This window comes from Streptomyces sp. NPDC005811, assembly GCF_040630405.1.
Lineage (GTDB): Bacteria > Actinomycetota > Actinomycetes > Streptomycetales > Streptomycetaceae > Streptomyces.
This window is the reverse complement of the sequence record NZ_JBEXXK010000004.1, coordinates 276,313-297,729: the sequence shown is the minus strand read 5'-3', so window position 1 is coordinate 297,729 and position 21,417 is coordinate 276,313. Positions and strand designations below refer to the sequence as shown.

The window sequence follows — 21,417 nt, the reverse complement described above, 5'->3', positions numbered from 1 at the left end:
CGCCAGGACGAGACCAACCGGACACCTCAGCCACCGGCCGGGACCGTCGGACCAGACCGAGCGGACGCGGGAACCGCCAAGGCGGACCGGCAGGCACCCGAAACGCCAGGACGAGACCAACCGGACACCTCAGCCACCGGCCGCGGCCGTCGGACCAGACCGGGCGGGCACGGGAACCGCCAAGGCGGACCGGCAGGCGCTCGAAACGTCGGGGCGAGGCCGGCTGGATGCTTCGGCCGTCGGGGGCGGGGGCGTCAGACGCGGTAGCGGCGGAGGGCCGGTACCGCGGTGGTCAGGGTCAGCATCAGGGCGACGACCAGGAGGCCGCCGCCCGCGACCGCCGTGCGGGGGCCGAAGGCGGCGCCCGCCGTGCCGTGCAGGACGTCGGCGAGCCGCGGTCCGCCGGCGACGACGACCGTGAAGACGCCCTGCATCCGGCCGCGCATCTCGTCGGTGGCGGCGGAGAGCAGGATCGCGCCGCGGAAGACCATGGAGACCATGTCGGCGACCCCGGCCGCGGCCAGGAACAGCACTGCGAGCCACAGACTGCTGCTCAGCCCGAACCCGGTGATCGCGGCGCCCCAGGCGACGACCGCGCCGATCACCATCCAGCCGTGCCGGCGGGCCCGCGAGAACGTCCCGGAGAACAGTCCGCCCAGCACCGCGCCGATGGGGATCGCCGCGAACAGCAGACCGAGGGCGAGCCCCTCGCCGTAGGAGGCGTACGTCCGGTCGGCGAGCTGCGGGAACAGGGCGCGGGGCATGCCGAAGACCATGGCGACGACATCGGCGAGGAAGGACAGCAGCAGGACCTTGTGCCGGGATATGTACCGGAAGCCCTCCGCGATCTCGCGCACCCCGGCCCGCTTGGCCGCGGTGGTCGCGAGCGGCGGCAGCGCGGGCAGCCGGACGACGGCCCACAGGGTGACGGTCAGGGCGAGGGCGTCGAGCAGATACAGCTCGGGCAGGCCGATCACCGGGATCAGGGCGCCTGCCAGGAGCGGGCCCGCGACCAGGCCGGTCTGCATGACCGTGGAGCCGAGGGCGTTGGCGGCGGCCAGTTCCCCGGCCGGGACCAGCCGGGCGATCGAGGCGTTGCGGGCGGGCGCGTTGAGGCCGAAGAACGCCTGCTGGGCGGCGAGCAGCACCATCAGGACGGCCACCGAGTCCAGACCCGAGACGGCCTGGAGCCAGAACAGCACCGAGGTGACGGCGATCCCGCTGTTGGTGATCAGCAGCAGTCTGCGCCGGTCCATGGTGTCGGCCACCGCGCCGCCCCACAGGGCGAACAGCACCATCGGCACCAGCCCGGCGAGGCTCGCGTAGCCGACCCAGGCGGAGGACCCGGTGATGTCGTAGATCTGCTTGGGCACGGCGACGGCCGTCAGCTGGCTGCCGACGGCCGTGACGATGGTCGAGGACCACAGTCTGCGGTAGGCGGGGCGGCGCAGCGGGCGGGTGTCCATCGCCCAGCGGCGCCAGCCGCGCCGGGGCGCCTCCTCGGTATCCGGCCCGTCGTCGGTACCGGCCCCGGGTACCGTGCCGCTGCTCTCGCTGGTGTCCACGCGCGTCCTGGTTGCTCGTTACATCTTTCAGGTCGGGGCCACTATTTCAGCAGCACCTGTGGTGACGCGGCCCTTTTGGACATGCAGTCTCAGAGTATGGGATGTGCAACCATGCGGAGTCAGGCGCCCGTGACGAGCAGCACGCCGAGGGTGATCATCGTGGCGGCGACCAGGCCGTCGAGCACCCGCCAGGCGGCGGGCCGGATCAGGAAGCGGCCGAGCAGCCGGGCGCCGAAGCCCAGGGCGGCGAACCAGCACAGGCTGGCGAAGGCTGCGCCCAGGCCGAAGGTCCAGCGCAGCGGGCCGCGGTCGGCGGCGATCGAGCCCAGCAGGAAGACCGTGTCGAGGTAGACGTGCGGGTTGAGCCAGGTCAGCGCCAGACAGGTGAGCACGGCCCGGCGGCGCGAGCCGGCCGTCTCGCCGTCGGTGCGCAGCGCGTCCGTGCCGGGCCGGACCACCCGGCGGGCCGCCAGCAGCCCGTATCCGAGCAGGAACGCCCCGCCGACCCAGCCGACCACGGTCAGGGCGTCCGGCCAGGCCACCACCAGGGCGCCCACCCCGCCCACCCCGAGGGCGATGAGGAGGGCGTCGGACAGGGCGCAGATCCCGACGACGGCCAGGACGGCGTCGCGGCGGATCCCCTGACGCAGGACGAAGGCGTTCTGGGCGCCGATCGCGACGATGAGCGAGAGACCGGTGCCGAAGCCTGCGGCCGCGGCGGCGAGTGCGGTGGACATGACCTCCACGCTAAGGAGACGATCACTGCACGTACAGCTAAAGATTTTTACGTACCATTAGCGCTCGTGATGACGCCATGATGACCGACCTCCCGCTGGAGCAGGTGCGCACGCTGCTCGCCGTGGTGGACGAGGGCACCTTCGACGCGGCGGCGGCCGTCCTGCATGTGACGCCCTCGGCGGTCAGTCAGCGGGTGAAGGCGCTGGAGCAGCGCACGGGCCGGGTCCTGCTGCTGCGCACCAAGCCGGTGCGGCCGACGGAGTCCGGTGAGATCGTCGTACGGTTCGCCCGGCAGCTGGCCCGGCTGGAACGCGACACGCGGTCCGAACTGGGCATGAGCGGGGCCGGGGAGCCGACCCGCGTGACGGTCGCGGTGAACGCGGACTCGCTGGCGACCTGGTTCCTGCCCGCCCTGACCCGGGTGCCGCGGGACCCGCCGCTCTGCTTCGAACTGCACCGCGAGGACCAGACCCGTACGGCGGAACTGCTGCGGGAAGGGCTCGTGATGGCCGCGGTCACCTCGTCGCCGGAGGCCGTGACCGGGTGTTCGGTGCGGGCGCTCGGCACGATGCGCTATCTCGCCGCCGCCAGCCCGGACTTCGTGGCCCGCCACCTCGAGGACGGCCCCCTCGGCGAGACCCTGACGCGGGCCCCCGTGATGGCCTTCGACCGCAGCGACGACCTCCAGGACACGTTCGTCCGCGGGCTGCGGCGCGGCGCCCCGGGTGCGGGCCCGGCACGACACGCCGTGCCGACCTCGGAGGGTTTCGTGGCCGCGGTGGCCGCGGGGTTCGGCTGGGGCATGGTCCCCGAGGCCCAGGCCGGCACCCTGTTGCGGACCGGCCGTCTGATCCCGCTGGCCCCCGACCGCCCGCTGGACGTCCCGCTGTACTGGCAGCAGTGGAAACTCGACTCACCGGCCCTGGCCACGGTCGCCGAGGCGGTGGCGGAGGAGGCGGCACGGACGCTCCGGCGGTGACCACGCTCTCAGGAGGTGAGTCCGGCCAGGGTGTTCGCCGCGCTGTCCAGGAGCATCGCGAGGGCCGTCGGGTAGGCGCTGGTGACCATGCGGGCGGAGAGCAGAGGGGCCGCTTCGGCGATGCGGGGATGGGTGGCGGCGGGGAGGCGGGCGTAGGTCGAGGCCCACTTGGCGTCGTCGGCGCGCTGTGAGGCGCGGGGCAGGGCGAGGGAGGCCGCGTCCAGGGCGGCGAAGGCCAGCGTCTGGTCGATGAAGGCGTGGTAGACGCGGACCGTCTCCGGGAGCGGGAAGCCAGCGGTGCGCAGGACGTCGAGGACGGCCTCGTCGGCGGCCAGTTCGTTGGCCCGGCCGGTGACCCGGCTCGCGGTGAGCTGGGCCGCCTGCGGATGGGCGACGTACGCGGCGTGGATGCGCAGCCCGATCGCGTGCAGGTCCGCCCGCCACTCCCCCGTCGGCTCCCAGCCGCGCAACGCCTCACCGATCAGCGCGTCACCGATGGCCAGGGTCAGCTCGTCCATGCCGCGGAAGTAGCGGTAGAGCGTGCTCGGGTCGCAGTCCAGGGCGAGGCCGAGGCGGCGCGCGGTCAGCCCGCTGCTGCCGTGCTCGCGCAACAGCCGCAGCGCGGCCTCGACGATCAGCCGCTCGGACAGCACGGTGCCGCTCCTGGTGGGCCGGCGCCGTCGGCGCCTCTCCTCCGGTACGACCGTCTTCGGCATCCTCGCCGCCCTCCTCGCCGCCTCCTTATGCCAACGCCATTGACCTTACGGCAGGGGAAGGCGTTGTATCGCGGACAGGGCCCCTTCTTTCGCACACCTTTCGCACACTTTGCGCCTCGTCCTTTGCACCTCATCCTTTGCGCCTCTTCGACCGAGGGAGTTCTCGTCATGCGTGTCCTGCTCGTGGGTGCCGGCGGCGTCGGCACCGCCATCACCCGGATCGCCGCCCGGCGCCCGTTCTTCGAGGCGATGGTGGTCGCCGACTACGACCCCGCCCGTGCCGAGGCAGCCGTCGCCGCGCTCGACGGCGACGACCGGTTCACCGCCGAGCGGGTCGACGCGGGCGACGAGGCGGCGGTCACGGAGCTGCTCGCCCGGCACCGCTGCGACGTGCTCCTCAACGCCACCGACCCGCGCTTCGTGATGCCCCTGTTCGGCGCGGCGCGCGCCGCCGGGGCCACCTATGTCGACATGGCGATGTCGCTGTCCCGCCCGCACCCGGAGCGGCCCTACGAGGAGTGCGGGGTCAAGCTCGGCGACGCGCAGTTCGCGCAGGCCGAGGAGTGGGCGGCGGCGGGCGGGCTCGCCCTGGTCGGCATGGGCGTGGAGCCGGGACTGTCGGACGTGTTCGCGCGGTACGCCGCCGACGAGCTCTTCGACGAGATCGAGGAGATCGGCATCCGGGACGGCGCGAACCTCACCGTCGACGGCGCCGACTTCGCGCCCTCCTTCAACATCTGGACCACCATCGAGGAGTGCCTCAACCCTCCGGTGGTCTACGAGGCCGGCCGCGGCTGGTTCACCACGGAACCCTTCAGCGAGCCCGAGGTGTTCGACTTCCCCGAGGGCATCGGCCCGGTGGAGTGCGTCAACGTGGAGCATGAGGAGGTGCTCCTGGTCCCGCGCTGGGTGGACGCCCGCCGGGTCACCTTCAAGTACGGTCTGGGCCGCGAGTTCGTCGACACCCTGAAGACGCTGCACAAGCTGGAGCTGGACCGCACCGCGCCGGTGACCGTGCCGAGCGCGGCGGGCCCGGTGCCGGTCTCGCCCCGGGACGTGGTCGCCGCCTGTCTGCCCGACCCGGCGACGCTGGGCGAGCGCATGCACGGCAAGACCTGCGCCGGCACCTGGGTACGGGGCGTGAAGGACGGCGCGCCGCGCGAGGTGTACCTGTACCACGTGGTCGACAACCAGTGGTCCATGGCCGAGTACGGCAGCCAGGCCGTGGTCTGGCAGACGGCCGTCAACCCCGTCGTCGCCCTGGAGCTGCTCGCCGGCGGCGCCTGGTCCGGCGCGGGTGTCCTCGGCCCCGAGGCGTTCCCCGCCCGCCCCTTCCTCGATCTGCTGACGGCGTACGGCTCCCCGTGGGGCATGCGGGAGCAGTGAGGATTTTCCCGGTCGCATTTCCCGGTCGCTTTTCCCGGTCGCTTTTCCCGGTCGCGTCCGTTTCACTTCCGCCCCGGCGGTGACCCGCTCCGGAACACCGACGACTGCGATCGGAGCGACTTCGATGGACGACTGGCGACAGCACGCGGCGTGCCGCCACGAGGACCCCGACCTCTTCTTCCCGATCGGCACGTCCGGTCCGGCCCTGCTCCAGACACAGCAGGCGAAGGCGGTCTGCCTCCGCTGCCCGGTGCGGGAGCAGTGCCTGGACCGGGCCCTGGACACGGACCAGGCCATGGGCGTGTGGGGCGGCACGACCGAGGCGGAGCGGCGCGCGCTCAGGCGGCGGACCGGCGCGCGCCGGGGTTCCTGACGCGCGCCGCCCCGGGCGTCACGGGGTGGCGGGCTTGCCCGCCCGGTACAGCCACTTCTGGAACAGGGGGCCGAGGTCCTGGCCGGACTCCCGCTCCGCGAGCCGCTCCAGCTGGGCGGTGGTGCCATGGCCGTAACGGTGCTGCTGCGCCCAGGCGCGCAGCACACGGAAGAAGGCCCGGTCGCCGATCGCGACCCGCAGGGCCTGGAGGGTCATGGCGCCGCGGGCGTAGACGGGGCTGCCGAAGATGTTGGCGGCGCTGCCGGGGTTGCCCGGCGGGTACGCCCAGAGGTTGTCGGTGGCGGGGGTGGCGTACAGGGCGTCGAAGTTCTTCTGGGCACTGTCGCCGCCGTGCTGCTCGGAGTACAGCCACTCGGCGTAGGTGGCGAAGCCCTCGTTGAGCCAGATGTCCTTCCAGGACGTCAGGGAGACCGAGTCGCCGAACCACTGGTGGGCGCTCTCATGAACGAGGGTCTCCAGGCTGGGCGCGCTGTCGTACACCGGCCGGGTCTGGGTCTCCAGGGCGTAGCCGACGTTGGGCGCGTGGTCGACGATGGAGCCCGCGGCGCGGTAGGGGTAGGGCCCGAAGAGCCCGCTCTCCCACTCCAGCACGGACGGCAGCTGCTTCAGCACGGGCGCGGCGGCGTTGGCCTCGCGTGGGTCGACGGCGTCGTACACCTTGATGCCGTTACGGGTCGTGTACTGCTTGACCTGGAACTTGCCCACGGTGGCGGTGGCGAGGTAGGCGGCCATGGGTTCCTTCTGGCGCCAGTGGAAGGTGGTCCTGCCGTTGCGTGTGCGCTGTCCGAGCAGGACGCCGTTGGCGACGGCGGTGCGGCCCTTCGGAACGGTGATCGTGATGTCGTACGCGGACTTGTCGAGAGGATGGTTGTTGGCGGGGAACCAGGTCATGGCGCCCTGCGGCTCCCCGGCGACGAACGCGCCGTCGTCGGTGGGGATCCAGCCGTCGAGGGAGCCGTCGGGGTCGGTGACCGGCGCGGGCTTGCCCTGGTAGGTGACGGTGACGCGGAAGGTCTGGCCCTTGCGGAGCGGGCGGGCCGGGGTGACGACGAGTTCCTGGCCGTCGCGCCGGTGGGCGGCCGTGCGGTGATCGACCGTCAGGCCGGTGATCCTCAGGCCCTTGAGGTCGAGGTCGAAGCGGCTGAGGCGCTGGGTGGCGCGGGCGGTCAGGACGGCCTTGCCGGTGAGGTGGCCGCTGCCCGGGTCGTAACCGAGCGTCAGACCGTAGTGGGAGACGTGGTATCCGCCGTTCCCGGCGAGCGGGAAGTACGGGTCGCCGACGCCGGGCGCGCCCGCCGAACCGGCCGCGGTGGCCGGTCCGGCCGCCGTCAGCAGGGCCGCCACGGCGAGGGGGACGGTGGCGACGACGGCTTCCCGCCGTAGCGGGGCGGGGCGTCTGCGGGAGAGGGTCACGTGCGCTCCTTGGGGGGTGGCGAGTGATCAAACGACCATCAGACTAGGCAACGCGCCGCCCGGAATCGCCCTCCTCCAGGTCAAGCCGCGCGGCGCCGGGGGACGGCCGCGGGCAGGCCCTACGCTCGGCGGCATGACTGTCCGAGTGCGCCGCGTGTACGAACCGCCCGAGCCCGAGGACGGCGTCCGTGTCCTCGTCGACCGGCTGTGGCCGCGTGGCCTGGCCAAGGAGGCGGCCAGGATCGACGAGTGGCCCAAGGCGATGACCCCCTCGACGGAGCTGCGCCGCTGGTACCACGCGGGCGAGGAGTCGTACGAGGAGTTCTCCCGCCGCTACGAGGCGGAGCTCGCCGCTCCCGAGGCGGCCGAACTCCTGGACCACGTACGTGCGTTGGTCCAGGAGGGGCCGGTGACCCTGCTGACGGCCGCGAAGTCCCCGGAGGGGAGTCACGCGGCCGTCCTGCTGAGGCTGCTGGGCTGACGGCGGCTCAACCGGTCTCTGCTGCTCAGCCGGTCTGCCGGGCCGCCGCCCGGCCCGCCGCGCGGCCCGAGAACAGGCAGCCGCCGAGGAAGGTGCCTTCCAGGGCGTTGTAGCCGTGGACCCCGCCGCCGCCGAAGCCGGCGACCTCGCCCGCCGCGTACAGGCCCTCGATCGGCTCGCCGTCGGTGCCGAGGGCGCGGGAGTCGAGGTCGGTCTGGATGCCGCCGAGCGTCTTGCGGGTGAGGACGTGCAGCTTGACGGCGATCAGCGGGCCGGCCTCGGGGTCGAGGAGGCGGTGCGGGGTCGCGACCCGGCCGAGGCGGTCGCCGATGTAGCGGCGGGCGTTGCGGATGCCCTGGACCTGGGCGTCCTTGCTGTACGGGTTGTCGATCTGCAGGTCGCGGGCGCGGATCTGGCGGCGCAGTCCGTCCGCGTCGAGCAGGGGCTTGTCGGTGAGCGCGTTCATCTTCTCGACGAGCCGGTCGAGGGTGTCGGCGACGACGAAGTCCGCGCCGTGGTCGAGGAACGCCTGCACGGGGGCCGGGGCGCCCTTGCCGAGCAGCCGGTCGCGCAGCACGGCCCGGCGGTCCTTGGCCGTGATGTCGGGGTTCTGCTCGGAGCCGGAGAGCGCGAACTCCTTCTCGACGATCTTCTGGCTGAGGACGAACCAGGAGTGGTCGTACCCGGCGATGTCCTCGGTGGTGCGCAGGTGCTTGAGGGTGTTGAGGGTGTCGTAGCCCGGCAGGCAGGGATCGGGCAGCCGGCGGCCGAGCGCGTCGAACCACAACGAGGACGGGCCGGGCAGGATGCGGATGCCGTGGCCGGGCCAGATGGGGTCCCAGTTCTGGATGCCCTCGGTGTAGTGCCACATGCGGTCGCGGTTGACCAGCCGGGCGCCGGCCTCGGCGCTGATGTCGAGCATGCGGCCGTCGACGTAGGCGGGCACGCCGGTGACCATCTCGGTGGGCGGGGTGCCCAGGCGCTCGGGCCAGTAGCGGCGCACGATCTCGTGGTTGGCGCCGATGCCGCCGCTGGTGACGACGACGGCCTGGGCGGTCAGCTCGAACTCGCCGATCTCCTCGCGGTTGGAGGCGACACCGCGGGCGGAGTCGTCGGGCGCCAGGACCGTGCCGCGTACACCGCGGGCGGCGCCGTCCGTCACGACCAGTTCGTCCACGCGGTGGCGGTGGTGGAAGGTCAGCAGCCCGTCCTTCGCGGCCTGCTTGGCGTAGCGGACGAACGGCTCGACGACACCGGTGCCGGTGCCCCAGGCGACATGGAAGCGGGGCACGGAGTTGCCGTGGCCGTCGGCGCGCAGATCGCCGCGCTCGGCCCAGCCGACGGTCGGCACGAACGAGATCCCGTGGCCGGTCAGCCAGGTCCGCTTCTCCCCCGCCGCCCACTCGACGTAGGCGCGGGCCCAGCGCACCGCCCAGGAGTCCTCGTCCTCGGTGCGGTCGAACTGCGCGCTGCCCTGCCAGTCGTTCCAGGCGAGGTCGAGGGAGTCCTTGATGCCGAGGCGGCGCTGCTCCGGGGAGTCGACGAGGAACAGCCCGCCGAAGGACCAGAACGCCTGGCCGCCGAGGTTGGCGGCGTTCTCCTGGTCGACCAGGGCGACCCGCCTGCCCCTGCTGGTGAGTTCGTGCGCCGCGACGAGGCCCGCGAGGCCCGCTCCGACGACGATGACGTCCGCGTCCATGGCGACCGTTGCCTTTCTCTGACTGGGGAGCTGCGATGGCGTGCTGTTCGGGGGTGCTATTCGAGGGTGCTGCCGTCGGTCAGCAGCGCGGTGAGCAGTTGCTTGAGCCAGGCGCGGGCGGCGTCCACGTCCTTGTCCAGCAGCAGTTGGGTGGTGACCCCGTCGTACGCGGCCACGACCGCGTGGGCGGCGGAGTCGGCGTCGCCGAGGACGGCGGGCAGCGGGAGGGGGCCGCGGGCCCGGGCCAGCCGGTCGGCGATCGCGCGGCGCAGCCTGGCCCGGTGTTCCAGGAGGGTCTGCGCGACGGCCGGATCCCGTGCCGCGTGCACCAGGAAGTCCGTCTTCACCAGCAGCCAGTCGAGGTCGAGCAGCAGCACCTCGGTGACCCGGTCCACGGAGGCCGGTACGTCGAGATCGGGGCCGTCGCCGGCGAGGGCGTCGGCGACCTGCTGGGCGATCAGGTCGGCGCGTTCCCGGTAGAGCGCGAAGAACAGCTCGTCCAGGGTGGCGAAGTTGGAGTAGAAGGCGCCCCGGCTGTAGCCGGCGGCCTCGCAGACCTCCTCGATGGAGACCCGGCCGAATCCCTTGGCGGCGAACACGGCGAAGGCGGCGTCGAGCAGATTGGCCCGGGTGCGCACCCGGCGCCGGGTGACCCGGCCGGTCGCCCGTTCGTTCTGCTCCGTCGCCACTGTCGGACCTCCGTTCGATACGTGAATGTATCGGATGCATGGATGTATCGAAAGCACCTGCGCCTGATCGAGTACGGCAACCTCTGGGGCCTCGGTGACCACTGCGCCATCACCAGCGGTGGACGGCGCCCGGCCTGCTGATCGGTGTGCCTGCCGTGCTGGGGCCGTATCCGCGGCCCCGGACTACCGCTCCGCCCTGTCCGGCGCCTCGCCGACGACCACGACCCTGTCGATCGCGTGCCTGGCACCGTGAGCGGGGCGATGCCCGGTACCCGCCGTGCGGGGGTACCGGGCATCTTGGGAGCGAGGGAGCGAGGGAGCGATCAGCCTGCGGCGGTGTGACCCGCCGGGGAGGGCACCGCGCTCTGGCCCGCGCCCTGGCCGCCCGTGTCCTGGCCGCCCGCGCCCTGGGGCGGTGCCGTGCGGTGCGGCTGACGCAGCAGGAGCACTCCCACGGCGGCGGCGAGCAGGGTCAGCACGGCGGAGACGATCAGACAGAGGTGCAGGCCGTCCAGGAAGGCCTCGGACAGCGCGCCGAGGACGCGGGGCGTGTCCGCGCCCAGGTCGAGCCCGGCCACGGCGCCGATGCCGCCCTGTTCGGCGACGCCCGTGACCTGCTGGACCGTCCGGTCGCCCAGGCCCGCCCCGGTGAGGTGACCGGGGAGGGCGTCCACCGCCTTGCCGGAGAGCAGGGCGCCGAGCACGGCGGGGCCGAGGGCGGCGCCGACCTGGCGGAAGGCGTTGTTGCCGGCGGCGGCCATACCGGCCTGCCGGAAGGGCACCGAACCGACGGCGGTGGCCGTCATCGGCGTGATGACGAAGGCCATGCCGAGGCCGAGCAGCGCCAGCCGCCAGGCCAGCGAGCCGAACGAGGTGTGCGCGTCGATGTCCGTCAGGGTCAGCAGGGCGGCCGTGGAGACCAGCAGCCCGCCGGGGATGAGCAGCCGCGCGGAGACCCGGTGGACGAGCCGGCCGACGGGGGCGCCGAGCACGAGCGGGACCGAGGACACCATCAGCAGGCGCCAGGCGGCGTCGAGCGTGGACAGCCGCTGGACCATGCCGAAGTAGAGGCTGAGCGCGAAGAAGAACCCGATCAGGCCCAGGAAGCTGATCATGGCGATCAGGGTGGTGGCGGTGAAGGCCGGGCTGCGGAACAGGGTGAGGTCCAGCATGGGGCTCTCGGCGGCGCGTTCCACCAGGACGAACGCGACGGCGGAGACCGCGGCGGTGGACAGGGCGACCATCACCGTGACGTCGCTGAAGGACCCGGCGCCGCCCTCGATGATGCCGTAGACCAGGGCGGTGATCGTCAGGGCGGCGGTGAGCTGGCCGGGCCAGTCCAGGCGCCGGGAGCCCGGGGCGCGGGAGTCGGTCAGCAGCCCGGCCGCGCAGGCCAGGGCGGCGAGGGAGACCGGGATCGGCAGGACGTAGATCCAGCGCCAGTCGACGTGGTCGAGGACGGTGCCTGCGATGACCGGGCCGAGGGCCAGCGCGGCCGTCAGGGAGGTGGCCCACAGGCCGATGAACCTGCCGCGCTCCCTCGGGTCGGGGACGGCGTGGCTGATCAGGGCCAGGGTGGTGGGCAGCAGGGCGGCGGAGCCCAGTCCGGCGAGTGCCTGGCCGGCCCAGAGCGTCTGGACGTTCTGCGCGCACAGGGCGACCAGGGCGCCGAGGGCGCTGAGGACGAGTCCCGCCTGGTAGACCTTCTTGCGGCCGTGGACATCGCCGAAGACGCCGGCGGTGAGGATGAGGGCCGCCATCGGCAGCACGAACGCGTCGGAGACCCAGGACAGTTGGGCGGTCGAGGCGTGCAACGCCCGCTGGATCGCGGGCAGGCTCGCCGAGACGGTGGTCACGGGCAGATAGGCGACGAACACACCGACGCAGGCCATGACGAGTGTGGCGGTCCGTCGTTCCCGCGGCGCGTGCGCCGTGGTCGTGGCATTCACGGAGGACTCTTCCTGACGGCGCCCGGACACCGGGCGCTGGAGTGGGGCTGACGGCCGCCACTGTCCGTGACACCCTCCCGGGAAGCGAGCCACGGGCCCCGGGACGCGGACAATCGACATCCGGGGGCCGTTTTCCCCGGATCCTCGACATCGCGGCCGTAGCCCGCCCCGCGCCGGGCTACGGCTGCGCGGGCACCTCCGGGGGCAGGTTGAACGGCGTCACCACCTGGATCGCCGAGGGCAGCGGGGGTCCGTCGTCGGGGAGTGCCCCGTGGGCCCGCATCACGGTCTGGCAGGCCCGTCGTACGTCCTGGCGCAGATCGTGGTGGAGGACCGCGGACAGCCGGCGCTCGCGCAGCAGCCGGGTGTTGTCGTGGTCGAGGTCGTGGGCGACGAACACCGCGCAGGTGCGGCCCAGTTCGTCGAAGGCGGCCAGCGTCGCGAGGTTGCCGCCGCCCATGGAGTACACGGCGACGATGTCCTCGTCCCGGCGCAGCGCCCGGAGGACCAGGTCGTGCTGGGTGGCGTCGAGGCCGTCGCTGTCGGTGACCTCCACGAGGGCGCGCCGGGGGTCGGCGAGGCGCATCGCGCTGCGGAAGCCCATCTCGCGCTCCTCCTCGCCCCGGAAGGAGCCCCGGCTGATGGTGGTCAGGACATGGCCCGGCCGGTCGCCGAGCCACTGGCCGAGGAGGTAGGCGGCGGTGCTCCCGGCGGCCCGGTTGTCGATCCCGACGTACGCCACCCGGGCGCTCGCCGGCAGGTCGGTGACCAGGGTGACGACGGGGATGCCGGCGGCGGCGAGCCGGCCGACGGCGGCGGCGGTCTCCGGCAGGTCCGGCGCCTTGAGGATCACCCCCTGCGAGCCCCGCCGGGCGATCCGGTCGAGGAGGGCGGTCAGTTCGCCGACGGGAGCGGTCTGCCGGAAATGGAAGCGTGAGCGCACCACGGCGGGGTGCAGCGAGGGCAGTTCGGCCTCCAGGGCCTCGCGTACGGCGGTGGAGAACCGCTCCGGCGCCTGCATCACGATGTCGATCATGAAGGTACGGCCGCCGATGCGGACCTGGGTCTGCTGGCGGTCGAGGTCCTCGACGGCCCGCCGGACCTCCCGGACGGTGCTCTCGCGGACACCGCCGCGGCGGTTGAGGACCCGGTCGACCGTGGCCGTGCTCAGGCCGGACTGCCGGGCGATCTCCTTGATCGTATAGGGGTGTCGCATGCCTGGTTTCCCACGATTGCCGATGTGTTTTTGATGGATTGCCGAGCCTTGAATGATGGCTTCGATCTCAGAAGACTGGCAGAAAAGCGAGGGCTGCGAAAGGACCCGCGATGATCCCCACCCCTGTGCGCTCCCGGACCTGGCTGACCGAGGAGGACTGCGATCTCGACGCGTTCCGCTCGCTGGTCGAACAGCGCACCGACCCCGCCGACCACCCCTCGGCCCTGCGGGTCGAGCACGGCGTCCCGCTGTACGACAGCGGCCGGCTGCGCGAGCTGGCGGCCACCGCCGAGGGGCGTCGCGCCGTACAGAGCGAGCTGGTGCGGACCCTGCTGGACGGCCCCGGTGTCGTGGTCCTCAAGGGCGCGTACACCGATCCGGCGGTGGTGGACCGGGCGTCGGAGGCGTTCCGGGCGCTGATCGAGGAGGAGCGGGCCTCGGGCACGGCCCGGGGTGACCACTTCGCCAAGCCGGGCGCGAACGACCGGGTGTGGAACGCGCTCGACAAGATGGCCGTGCGGGCGCCGGAGGTGTTCGCGGACTACTACGCCAACGACATGCTGGAGCTGATCGCCGAGGCCTGGCTCGGTCCCGCCTACCAGGTGACCTCGCAGGTGAACGTGGTCAACCCGGGCGGCGCCGCGCAGAGCCCGCACCGCGACTACCACCTCGGCTTCCTGTCTCAGGCGCAGGCGGCGGCGTACCCGGCGCATGTGCACCGGCTCTCGCCCGTGCTCACCCTCCAGGGCGCGGTCGCCCACTGCGACATGCCCGTGGAGTCCGGTCCGACCCTGTACCTGCCGCACTCGCAGAAGTTCGAGCCCGGTTATCTCGCCTGGCGGCGGCCCGAGTTCATCGCGTACTTCGACGCCCACCATGTCCAGCTCCCGCTGGAGAAGGGGGACGCGGCCTTCTTCAACCCGGCGCTGTTCCACGCGGCCGGGCACAACGTCTCCCCGGACATCCGGCGGATGGCCAATCTGCTCCAGATCTCCTCCGCGTTCGGCCGGGCGATGGAGACGGTCGACCGGGAGGCGATGGCGAACGCGCTGTTCCCGGTCCTGCGGGAGCGGAAGGCGGAGGGGGCAGGCGAGGACTGGCTGCGCCGCGTGGTCGCCGCCACCGCCGAGGGCTACCCCTTCCCCACCAACCTCGACCTCGACCCGCCGGTCGACGGTCTGGCCCCGCCCTCGCAGGCGGACACCCTCTGGCGGGCGGTCACCGAGGACTGGGAGCCGGAGCGGCTGCGGCGGGAACTGACGGCGGGCGCGGAGCGGCGCAGGAGCTGAACCGGCGTGCGCCGGGCCGTCCCACGAACGCCCCGGTGCACCGGGTCACGGTCCTCGACAAAGTAACGGGGCATTACTTTGTGACGCCCCTGCACGTTGGTGAGGGCGTGAAGAACGTCGACATGCTCCTCACCGGCGGCTTCGTCGCGGTCACCGCGGTGGCCGTCCTGACCGTCCACGGCCTTCAGCCGGACCCGTCCGAGGGCCTCTTGTGCGGAACCCGGCAGGTCACCGGTCCGGCCTCGGTACTGTCGCATCCCGCTCCCCACGCGACGGGCCGGCCGAAGGAGGACGACTGAACGAGGACGCGGACGACCACCGGCACTCCGCCCCCACGCGCCGCGAGCGGCTGCGCCGCCAGATGTCGCGGGAGGTCCGGGCCGCGGCGCGCGCGGTCATCACCGACCAGGGGGTGGAGGCGCTGACGCTCGCCGAGATCGCCCGCCGGGTCGGGGTGACCCCGGCGGCTCTCTACCGGCACTTCGACGACCTCGGCGACATCGTCCGGCACACCGCCCGGGACATCGTCGACGAGCTGACCGCGCTGCTGCGCGACTCCGTCGAGGCGGAGCCCGAAGCCGATCTCGCGGCCCGGCTGGTGGCCCCCTGCCGGGTGTTCCGGCGATGGGGGCTCGCGCACCGGCAGGAGTTCGGGCTGCTGTTCGGCACCCCCACGGTGGCCGCCGGTTCCGCCCAGGCCGATCTGACCGGCGACTGGATCCGGGAGCTGGCCGCGGTCTGGGGGCCCGAGCACATCCGGCTGTGGGCGACCCGGCCCTACCCGATCATCGCCGATGCCGACCTCGACCCGAGGCTGCGCCGGCAGATCGCCGCGTACCGCTCGGCCACCGGGGTGGAGATACCGCTCGGCGCGCTGGTGGTCATGCTGTCGTGCTGGCGCTCGCTCTACGGGCAGGTGGCCCTGGAGGTGTTCGCGCACTTCAACCCGTTGATCCTCGACCAGGAGCCGATGTTCGAACTGCTGATGCTCGACCTGGCGACGGGGCTGGGTCTGGGTGCGGACTACCGTCCTCCGCCGGGACTGCGGGTGACGGCGGCCCCGGGGCGCCTCACGGCGTCGGCAGCCCCGCCGGGCGGGAGGGGCGGCCCAGGCGTACCGGCACCCCCGGCGAGTACAGGACGCTGACCGGCTCCCCGTCCGGTGCGGGCAAGCCCGCCGCGGTGATCAGGTTCTCCTCGCAGGTGATCAGCTCGGCGCGGTGCAGCGGCCAGCGCGGATGGTGGTTCGGCAGATAGGCGGCCCCGCCGAAGAAGGCGTTGTGCATGCCCCAGCGGGCGGTGAGGAAGTGCTCAAGCCCGGTCGCTTCCCCGACGGGCACGCCGGGGCGCACCACGACACGGCTGTACGCGCCGCGCGGACCGGGCCAGCGGCGGCGGCTCGTGTACGTCACGACGCCGTCGGCCGCGCGCACCCGCATCCGGGACCAGAGATACGGCAGCCGGAAGCCCGCCCGCCCCATCGCCACCGGGATCAGCCGCGCCGCGTCCATCGACCGGAAGACCACCCCGCGCCGTCCGTGCGCGTCGACCGAGTAGAGCCGGACGTTGGTCTCCGGGAAGGACCCGAGGTAGGGCACCCCGGGCAGCCGGAACCAGCCGACCCGGTGCATCCGGAAGGCGACGAGTCCGACGTACGACATCCCGTCGTACGTGTCGGGCACGGTTCCCCTCGGCAGCAGTCCCGCCACCGTCCCCGGGGCGACCGCCCAGTGCAGGAAGCACAGGTCGAGCCACTGCTGGGTGAGGAGCGGGAAGGTTATGCGGCCGGGGGCGTCGGGCGTGACCGGGGCGGGCTTCTGCACGGCGCCAGCATGCCAGCTCACCCCTCGCGGTCGGGGTCCCTCGGCGGCCGGCCGGACGGGGCATCGCCCGCCGCGAGGTGTTCCAGGACCTCCACCAGCTCCTGGCAGGCGCGCTCCACGGAGCGCCGGGTGTTGCGCTGTTCCATGATCACGGCGGAGAGCAGCAGGGCGGTGAGGGCCATCGTGCCGTTGAAGGCCTGGAGTTTGATCATCACCTCGACCCGGCTGAGGCGGGCGAACGGCCCGGTCCGGTCCGTGGCGGCGATCGTCGCCATGACGGAGGTGAACAGCGCGCAGAGCATGCTGCCGGCCAGCAGGAAGCGCAGGGCCGCCCAGATCAGCAGCGGATAGACCAGGAAGAGCACGCTGACCGTGCTCCGGGTGGCCAGCGGGACGAGGGCGAGGCAGATCACCGCGAGGCCCGCGGCCTCCTTCCAGCGGGAGAGGAGCAGGGGGCCGCGCGCCGCCCGCAGGAGCAGCAGCACGGGTGTGACGATCAGGACTCCCATCGCGTCCCCCACCCACCAGCCCAGCCAGACCGGCCAGAAGGGCTCCGCGGCGAGTTCGCCGGTGAGGATCAGCAGGCCCACGCCGACGCTCGCGCTCAGCAGCATCGCCGTGAGCGCCGCCAGGAAGACCAGGGCGAGCCCGTCGCGTAATCGGGCGAGGTCGCTGCGGAAGCCGACCCTGCGCAGCAGGAGGTAGGCGCAGACGGGGGCGGCGGTGTTGCCCACGACGGTGACCAGGGCGACGGGACGCAGGGTGGTGATCGACAGGAGGACGAGGAGGACACCGAGCGCGATGCCCGGCCAGGCGCGCAGACCGAGGATCAGCAGGGAGGCGACGGCGACGCCGGTGGGCGGCCAGATGGGGGTGAACACGGCGCCCTCGACGACGAGCCGGCGGACGAGCCCCAGCCGTCCGGCCCCGTAGTAGCAGACGGCGACGGCGAGCGTCTGGACGGCGAAGACCGCCGTCCGGCGCAGCTCGAGGTCCCGGATACCCACCACAGCAGCCATCAGACACCGTCCCGCCACGGTCGGCGAGGCGAGAACCGCGCCGTCCGGGCCCCAGGGTCACCTCCGGGGCGTCCGGGGTGTCCCGGGTGTGTCGGTGAGCAGGCCGTCGTGGCCGACCACCAGGACCGCCGCGTCGTCCTCGTGCCCGGAGCGTTCGGCGCCCCGGAGCACGGCGGCGGCGAGCGAACCGGCCTCCATGCCGGCCACGGCGGCGATGCCGGCGAGCCGGACGACCTGGTCGAGGCCCTCGTCGACGCTGAGCCGGGGGCCCTCCACGACCCCGTCCGTGAGCAGGACGAACAGTCCGCCCTTGGTGAGGCGGTAGCGGGTGACCGGGTAGTCGACGCCGGCGACGACACCGAGGGGCGGGCCGCCCTCGTCCTGGGCTATGCCGGATTTGCCGTCGGCGGTGGCCCAGACGCAGGGTATGTGCCCGGCCCGGGCGCTCTCCAGGACCCCGCCGGCCGGATCGAGCCGCATGAAGGTGCAGGTGGCGAAGAGCTCACTGCCGAGGGAGAGCAGCAGGTCGTTGGTGCGGGCGAGGAGCTCGCCCGGCTCACCCGTGACGGAGGCGAGCGCGCGCAGGCCGACCCGGACCTGCCCCATGAACGCGGTCGCCTCGATGTTGTGCCCCTGGACGTCGCCGATGGACAGGCCGATCCGCCCGTCGGGCAGGGTGAAGGCGTCGTACCAGTCGCCGCCGACGTTGAGCCCCGAGCAGGCGGGCGCGTACTGGACCGCGAGCCGGTACCCGGGGGCCACGGGCAGGTCCCGGGGCAGCATGCCGCGCTGGAGGGCGAGCGCCAGTTCGACGCGGGAGCGCTGGAGCTCCGCACGCTCCCGCGCCTGGGCGGTCAGCGACCCGAGCCTGGCCAGCAGCTCGTCGCCTTCGTCCGGGGGGCGCTTGCGGGGCATGGATCACTCCGGGGTGAAATCTGACATTTCACGCCTACAGGATCATATCCGGCCGCAACCCGCCTCCCGCCACCCGAGGGCCGGCGGTGACGAGAGGTCAGATGCGCGCCGGCCCCCGTTCCGTCAGGGCTCCAGGGCCGCCGTCACCACCGCCCTGGCCTCCTCCTGGACGCGGGTGAGGTGCTCGGTGCCCAGGAAGGACTCGGCGTAGATCTTGTAGACGTCCTCGGTGCCGGACGGTCGGGCCGCGAACCAGGCGTTGGCCGTGGTCACCTTGATGCCGCCGAGGGCCGCGCCGTTGCCGGGGGCCTCGGTGAGGACGCCGGTGACGGCCTCACCGGCCAGCGTGTCGGCGGTGACCTGCGCGGGCGAGAGCTTCGCGAGCAGCGCCTTCTCCTCACGGGTGGCGGGCGCGTCGATCCGGGCGTAGGCCGGCTCGCCGAAGCGCTCCGTCATCCCGGTGTAGTGCTCCGAGGGCGTCTTCCCGGTGACCGCGGTGATCTCGGAGGCGAGCAGCGCCAGGATGATGCCGTCCTTGTCGGTGGTCCACACGGAGCCGTCGCGGCGCAGGAAGGACGCGCCCGCCGACTCCTCCCCGCCGAAGCCGAGCGAGCCGTCGACCAGCCCGTCCACGAACCACTTGAAGCCCACGGGCACCTCGACGAGCCGGCGCCCGAGGTCGGCGGCGACCCGGTCGATCATCGACGAGGACACCAGCGTCTTGCCCACCCCCGCGTCGGCGGGCCACTGCTCGCGGTGCGCGAAGAGGTAGGCGATGGCGGCGGCGAGATAGTGGTTGGGGTTCATCAGACCCGCGTCCGGGGTGACGATGCCGTGCCGGTCGGCGTCCGCGTCGTTGCCGGTCGCGATCCGGAACCGGTCCCGCTGTCCGATGAGCGAGGCCATCGCGTACGGCGAGGAGCAGTCCATGCGGATCTTGCCGTCCCAGTCCAGCGTCATGAACCGCCAGGTGGGGTCGGTGAGCGGATTGACCACGGTCAGGTCGAGCCGGTGCTGCTCGGCGATCCGGCCCCAGTAGGCGACCGAGGCCCCGCCGAGCGGGTCGGCGCCGATCCGGATCCCGGCCGCGCGGACCGCGTCCAGGTCCAGGACCGCCGGAAGGTCGGCGACGTACGTGCCGAGGAAGTCGTGGCGCCCGGTGGTGGGCGCGGCGAGCGCCCGCGTGTACGGGATGCGGCGGACGTCCTTCAGACCGGCGGCGATGATGTCGTTGGCCCGGTCCTGGATCCAGGAGGTGGCGTCGGAGCCCGCGGGGCCGCCGCTCGGCGGGTTGTACTTGAAGCCGCCGTCGGCGGGCGGGTTGTGCGAGGGGGTGACGACCACGCCGTCGGCGAGACCGGAGGCGCGGCCGCGGTTGTGGGCGAGGATGGCGTGCGAGACGGCCGGGGTGGGTGTGTAGCCGTCGGCGCTGTCGATGAGCACGGTGACGTCGTTGGCCGCGAACACCTCCAGGGCGGTGACGCGCGCGGGCTCGGACAGGGCGTGGGTGTCGGCGCCGAGGAAGAGCGGGCCGTCGGTGCCCCGGGCCGTGCGGTACTCGCAGATCGCCTGGCTGGTCGCGGCGATGTGGTCCTCGTTGAAGGCGGTGTTCAGGGACGAGCCGCGGTGGCCCGAAGTGCCGAACGCGACGCGCTGCGCGGGGTCGGCCGGGTCGGGGTGCAGCGCGTAGTACGCGGTGACCAGCCGGGCGACGTCGACGAGATCCTCGGGGCCGGCCGGCCGACCCGCTCGCTCGTGCTGCATGTGCCCGCTCCTCCATGTCGGTTGACCATTTGGCTTGCGGTTCCATCTTCCCCCGCCGCGGTGATCACCCGCGACGTCCGTCCACGGGGAGTCGCGGCGGCTCCGCCTTGACCTCGACCGGGCTTGAGGTTCTAGCGTCGGCCCCATGCCATCCACCCAGGCCTTCACCCCCGCCGAACGCGCCTACCTGGCCACCCAGCCCCTGGCCCGCCTCGCGACCACCGGACCGGACGGCGGCCCCCAGGTGCGCCCGGTCGGCTTCGTCGTGAACGAGGACGACACGATCGACATCGGCGGCCCCGCGCTCTCCCGCAGCCAGAAGTACCGCAACGCCCAGGCCCGTCCCGAGGTCTCCCTGGTGATCGACGACATGGCCCCGGCCGACGACCCGGTCGCGCCCGGCTGGGGCCGGGGCGTGGAGATCCGCGGGCGTGCCGAGGTGCTCACGCTGGACGCCCCGCCGATGGCTCCCGACTTCTTCAGCGCCGAGGTGATCCGGATCCACCCGCGCCGGGTCATCGGCTGGCACCTCGAACCGGACGACGGCCGTTCCCGCGCGCGGAACGTGGACCGCCCCTCGCGTTGAGTATCCGTACTCAGGCGCCCGGCCCCCGCCACCCGCGAGACTGTGAACGGATCATCACCCGTCGAGAGGCCGGCCCGTGTTCAGTCGCACCGTCATCGCCCTGACCCCGTTCTTCGGGCGGCTCACCGTCACGAGCGAGATCAAGATGCGGCTGCCCGAGGGGAGCATCTTCGTCGCCAACCACGACTCCCTGGCCGACCCGGCGGTCGTGATGGCCGCGCTGCGCAGCTTCGACCTGAAGCCGGTGGTGCTGGCGACGGCGGGCCTGTGGCGGATCCCGCTGCTCGGCAAGGCGCTCAGCCGTGAGGGGCACATCCCGGTCCACCGCGGGACGGCGCACGCCGCCCTCGCGCTCGACGCGGCCGCCGAGGCCCTGGCCGGCGGCCGTCATGTGCTCCTCTACGGCGAGGGCGGCCTGCCCCGCCGCAGGGACGCGGCCCCCACTCCCCCGGAGCCCTTCCGCACCGGCCTCGCCCGGCTGGCCCGTACGACCGGCGCGATGGTGGTCCCGATCGGCCACGCCGGAGCCCGCCGTATCGCCTCCGGCTCGCCCACGAAGCAGCTCGCCGGCACCCTGACGGCCCCGATCCGCCGCCCCCGCTGCCATGTGCACCTCGGTGCCCCGATCCGCCTCCCCTCCGAGACCGACCGGGGCACGCGAGCGGCCCACCAGGCGGTGACGGCGGCCTGGCGCACAGCGGTCAGAGCAGCGGGCGAGCCGGCTTTGACGACCACACACTGACGTCCGGCGGGTTCGGCGGGGCAACGCGCCGCCTTCCAGGGGCGCGGGGCTGTG

Annotated in this window: 21 protein-coding genes; 9 read left to right on the top strand and 12 right to left on the bottom strand. The window is 73.0% G+C overall.

Translation table 11 applies throughout. The features are described 5' to 3' along the window. Nucleotides 1–254: 254 nt before the first annotated feature. The gene (locus tag ABZ490_RS06425) at nucleotides 255–1,565 is read right to left on the bottom strand and encodes an MFS transporter (protein ID WP_358985027.1); all 1,311 of its coding nucleotides are present in this window, start codon (nucleotides 1,563–1,565) and stop codon (nucleotides 255–257) included. A gap of 119 nt (nucleotides 1,566–1,684) precedes the next feature. Beyond that, nucleotides 1,685–2,302: a LysE/ArgO family amino acid transporter gene (locus ABZ490_RS06420; RefSeq protein ID WP_358985024.1), complete on the bottom strand. Its 618-nt coding sequence runs from the start codon at nucleotides 2,300–2,302 to the stop codon at nucleotides 1,685–1,687. 77 nt (nucleotides 2,303–2,379) lie between these two features. On the opposite strand from ABZ490_RS06420, the gene ABZ490_RS06415 reads away from it, so the two are divergent. Beyond that, nucleotides 2,380–3,282 carry a LysR family transcriptional regulator ArgP gene (locus ABZ490_RS06415; RefSeq protein WP_358985021.1) on the top strand — a complete coding sequence of 301 codons (903 nt, stop codon included), beginning with the start codon at nucleotides 2,380–2,382 and terminating at the stop codon, nucleotides 3,280–3,282. Between the two features lie 8 nt (nucleotides 3,283–3,290). On the opposite strand, the gene ABZ490_RS06410 is transcribed toward ABZ490_RS06415, so the two are convergent. Further along, the gene (locus ABZ490_RS06410; protein ID WP_358985018.1) at nucleotides 3,291–3,998 is read right to left on the bottom strand and encodes a TetR/AcrR family transcriptional regulator; all 708 of its coding nucleotides are present in this window, start codon (nucleotides 3,996–3,998) and stop codon (nucleotides 3,291–3,293) included. A 168-nt stretch (nucleotides 3,999–4,166) separates the two neighbouring features. Here ABZ490_RS06410 and ABZ490_RS06405 point away from each other — a divergent pair, with 168 nt between their 5' ends. After that, entirely contained in the window at nucleotides 4,167–5,384 is a 1,218-nt protein-coding gene (locus tag ABZ490_RS06405) for a saccharopine dehydrogenase C-terminal domain-containing protein (protein WP_358985016.1), read from the top strand. 124 nt (nucleotides 5,385–5,508) lie between these two features. Beyond that, entirely contained in the window at nucleotides 5,509–5,757 is a 249-nt protein-coding gene (locus ABZ490_RS06400; protein WP_358985013.1) for a WhiB family transcriptional regulator, read from the top strand. A gap of 18 nt (nucleotides 5,758–5,775) precedes the next feature. On the opposite strand, the gene ABZ490_RS06395 is transcribed toward ABZ490_RS06400, so the two are convergent. Beyond that, a complete protein-coding gene (locus ABZ490_RS06395; protein ID WP_358985010.1) occupies nucleotides 5,776–7,191 on the bottom strand; it encodes a M1 family metallopeptidase in 1,416 nt (471 codons plus the stop codon). A 133-nt stretch (nucleotides 7,192–7,324) separates the two neighbouring features. Here ABZ490_RS06395 and ABZ490_RS06390 point away from each other — a divergent pair, with 133 nt between their 5' ends. Beyond that, nucleotides 7,325–7,672, top strand: a complete 348-nt coding sequence (locus tag ABZ490_RS06390) for a DUF488 family protein (protein WP_358985007.1) — start codon at nucleotides 7,325–7,327, stop codon at nucleotides 7,670–7,672. A 25-nt stretch (nucleotides 7,673–7,697) separates the two neighbouring features. Here the strand turns inward: ABZ490_RS06390 and ABZ490_RS06385 are convergent, their stop codons facing one another. The 4 genes from ABZ490_RS06385 to ABZ490_RS06370 all read right to left on the bottom strand — a co-directional run bounded on the left by ABZ490_RS06385 (nucleotide 7,698) and on the right by ABZ490_RS06370 (nucleotide 13,225). Further along, nucleotides 7,698–9,371: an FAD-binding dehydrogenase gene (locus ABZ490_RS06385; RefSeq protein ID WP_358985005.1), complete on the bottom strand. Its 1,674-nt coding sequence runs from the start codon at nucleotides 9,369–9,371 to the stop codon at nucleotides 7,698–7,700. Nucleotides 9,372–9,427: 56 nt separating this feature from the next. Then, nucleotides 9,428–10,060, bottom strand: coding sequence for a TetR/AcrR family transcriptional regulator (locus ABZ490_RS06380; RefSeq protein ID WP_358985002.1), 633 nt, complete (start codon nucleotides 10,058–10,060; stop codon nucleotides 9,428–9,430). 323 nt (nucleotides 10,061–10,383) lie between these two features. Then, nucleotides 10,384–11,952: an MFS transporter gene (locus tag ABZ490_RS06375; protein ID WP_358985119.1), complete on the bottom strand. Its 1,569-nt coding sequence runs from the start codon at nucleotides 11,950–11,952 to the stop codon at nucleotides 10,384–10,386. 235 nt (nucleotides 11,953–12,187) lie between these two features. After that, on the bottom strand, nucleotides 12,188–13,225 hold the full coding sequence (locus ABZ490_RS06370) for a LacI family DNA-binding transcriptional regulator (protein WP_358985000.1): 1,038 nt from the start codon (nucleotides 13,223–13,225) through the stop codon (nucleotides 12,188–12,190). Between the two features lie 110 nt (nucleotides 13,226–13,335). Between ABZ490_RS06370 and ABZ490_RS06365 the strand changes: the two genes are divergently transcribed. From ABZ490_RS06365 to ABZ490_RS06355, 3 genes are all read left to right on the top strand, one after another. Further along, a complete protein-coding gene (locus ABZ490_RS06365) occupies nucleotides 13,336–14,514 on the top strand; it encodes a phytanoyl-CoA dioxygenase family protein (protein WP_358984997.1) in 1,179 nt (392 codons plus the stop codon). Between the two features lie 107 nt (nucleotides 14,515–14,621). After that, the gene (locus tag ABZ490_RS06360; RefSeq protein ID WP_358984994.1) at nucleotides 14,622–14,813 is read left to right on the top strand and encodes a hypothetical protein; all 192 of its coding nucleotides are present in this window, start codon (nucleotides 14,622–14,624) and stop codon (nucleotides 14,811–14,813) included. A 62-nt stretch (nucleotides 14,814–14,875) separates the two neighbouring features. Further along, nucleotides 14,876–15,661: a TetR/AcrR family transcriptional regulator gene (locus ABZ490_RS06355; RefSeq protein WP_358984991.1), complete on the top strand. Its 786-nt coding sequence runs from the start codon at nucleotides 14,876–14,878 to the stop codon at nucleotides 15,659–15,661. Here the strand turns inward: ABZ490_RS06355 and ABZ490_RS06350 are convergent. The 4 genes from ABZ490_RS06350 to pgm all read right to left on the bottom strand — a co-directional run bounded on the left by ABZ490_RS06350 (nucleotide 15,585) and on the right by pgm (nucleotide 20,035). Next, nucleotides 15,585–16,337 carry a DUF2071 domain-containing protein gene (locus tag ABZ490_RS06350; protein WP_358984988.1) on the bottom strand — a complete coding sequence of 251 codons (753 nt, stop codon included), beginning with the start codon at nucleotides 16,335–16,337 and terminating at the stop codon, nucleotides 15,585–15,587. The two genes, ABZ490_RS06355 and ABZ490_RS06350, sit on opposite strands and share 77 nt — an antisense overlap. A 17-nt stretch (nucleotides 16,338–16,354) precedes the next feature. Beyond that, nucleotides 16,355–17,356 (bottom strand): MASE1 domain-containing protein, encoded by a 1,002-nt coding sequence (locus ABZ490_RS06345; RefSeq protein WP_358984985.1) that lies wholly within the window; start codon nucleotides 17,354–17,356, stop codon nucleotides 16,355–16,357. A 57-nt stretch (nucleotides 17,357–17,413) separates the two neighbouring features. Continuing rightward, the gene (locus tag ABZ490_RS06340) at nucleotides 17,414–18,271 is read right to left on the bottom strand and encodes a PP2C family protein-serine/threonine phosphatase (RefSeq protein ID WP_358984982.1); all 858 of its coding nucleotides are present in this window, start codon (nucleotides 18,269–18,271) and stop codon (nucleotides 17,414–17,416) included. Nucleotides 18,272–18,394: 123 nt separating this feature from the next. After that, entirely contained in the window at nucleotides 18,395–20,035 is a 1,641-nt protein-coding gene (pgm, locus tag ABZ490_RS06335; protein WP_358984979.1) for a phosphoglucomutase (alpha-D-glucose-1,6-bisphosphate-dependent), read from the bottom strand. Nucleotides 20,036–20,180: 145 nt separating this feature from the next. On the opposite strand from pgm, the gene ABZ490_RS06330 reads away from it, so the two are divergent. Then, complete coding sequence (locus ABZ490_RS06330) at nucleotides 20,181–20,621, top strand: PPOX class F420-dependent oxidoreductase (RefSeq protein ID WP_358984976.1); 441 nt, start codon at nucleotides 20,181–20,183, stop codon at nucleotides 20,619–20,621. Nucleotides 20,622–20,697: 76 nt separating this feature from the next. Beyond that, a complete protein-coding gene (locus tag ABZ490_RS06325; protein ID WP_358984973.1) occupies nucleotides 20,698–21,363 on the top strand; it encodes a lysophospholipid acyltransferase family protein in 666 nt (221 codons plus the stop codon). Nucleotides 21,364–21,417: the final 54 nt, after the last annotated feature.

Bases quoted from the DNA above. Each gene is read 5' to 3' on its own strand.
- ABZ490_RS06420 (WP_358985024.1), bottom strand. From the start codon at position 2,302: ATGTCCACCGCACTCGCCGCCGCGGCCGCAGGCTTCGGCACCGGTCTC.
- ABZ490_RS06415 (WP_358985021.1), top strand. From the start codon at position 2,380: ATGATGACCGACCTCCCGCTGGAGCAGGTGCGCACGCTGCTCGCCGTG.
- ABZ490_RS06410 (WP_358985018.1), bottom strand. From the start codon at position 3,998: ATGCCGAAGACGGTCGTACCGGAGGAGAGGCGCCGACGGCGCCGGCCC.
- ABZ490_RS06405 (WP_358985016.1), top strand. From the start codon at position 4,167: ATGCGTGTCCTGCTCGTGGGTGCCGGCGGCGTCGGCACCGCCATCACC.
- ABZ490_RS06400 (WP_358985013.1), top strand. From the start codon at position 5,509: ATGGACGACTGGCGACAGCACGCGGCGTGCCGCCACGAGGACCCCGAC.
- ABZ490_RS06390 (WP_358985007.1), top strand. From the start codon at position 7,325: ATGACTGTCCGAGTGCGCCGCGTGTACGAACCGCCCGAGCCCGAGGAC.
- ABZ490_RS06385 (WP_358985005.1), bottom strand. From the start codon at position 9,371: ATGGACGCGGACGTCATCGTCGTCGGAGCGGGCCTCGCGGGCCTCGTC.
- ABZ490_RS06375 (WP_358985119.1), bottom strand. From the start codon at position 11,952: ATGGCCTGCGTCGGTGTGTTCGTCGCCTATCTGCCCGTGACCACCGTC.
- ABZ490_RS06370 (WP_358985000.1), bottom strand. From the start codon at position 13,225: ATGCGACACCCCTATACGATCAAGGAGATCGCCCGGCAGTCCGGCCTG.
- ABZ490_RS06365 (WP_358984997.1), top strand. From the start codon at position 13,336: ATGATCCCCACCCCTGTGCGCTCCCGGACCTGGCTGACCGAGGAGGAC.
- ABZ490_RS06355 (WP_358984991.1), top strand. From the start codon at position 14,876: ATGTCGCGGGAGGTCCGGGCCGCGGCGCGCGCGGTCATCACCGACCAG.
- ABZ490_RS06345 (WP_358984985.1), bottom strand. From the start codon at position 17,356: ATGGCTGCTGTGGTGGGTATCCGGGACCTCGAGCTGCGCCGGACGGCG.
- ABZ490_RS06340 (WP_358984982.1), bottom strand. From the start codon at position 18,271: ATGCCCCGCAAGCGCCCCCCGGACGAAGGCGACGAGCTGCTGGCCAGG.
- pgm (WP_358984979.1), bottom strand. From the start codon at position 20,035: ATGCAGCACGAGCGAGCGGGTCGGCCGGCCGGCCCCGAGGATCTCGTC.
- ABZ490_RS06330 (WP_358984976.1), top strand. From the start codon at position 20,181: ATGCCATCCACCCAGGCCTTCACCCCCGCCGAACGCGCCTACCTGGCC.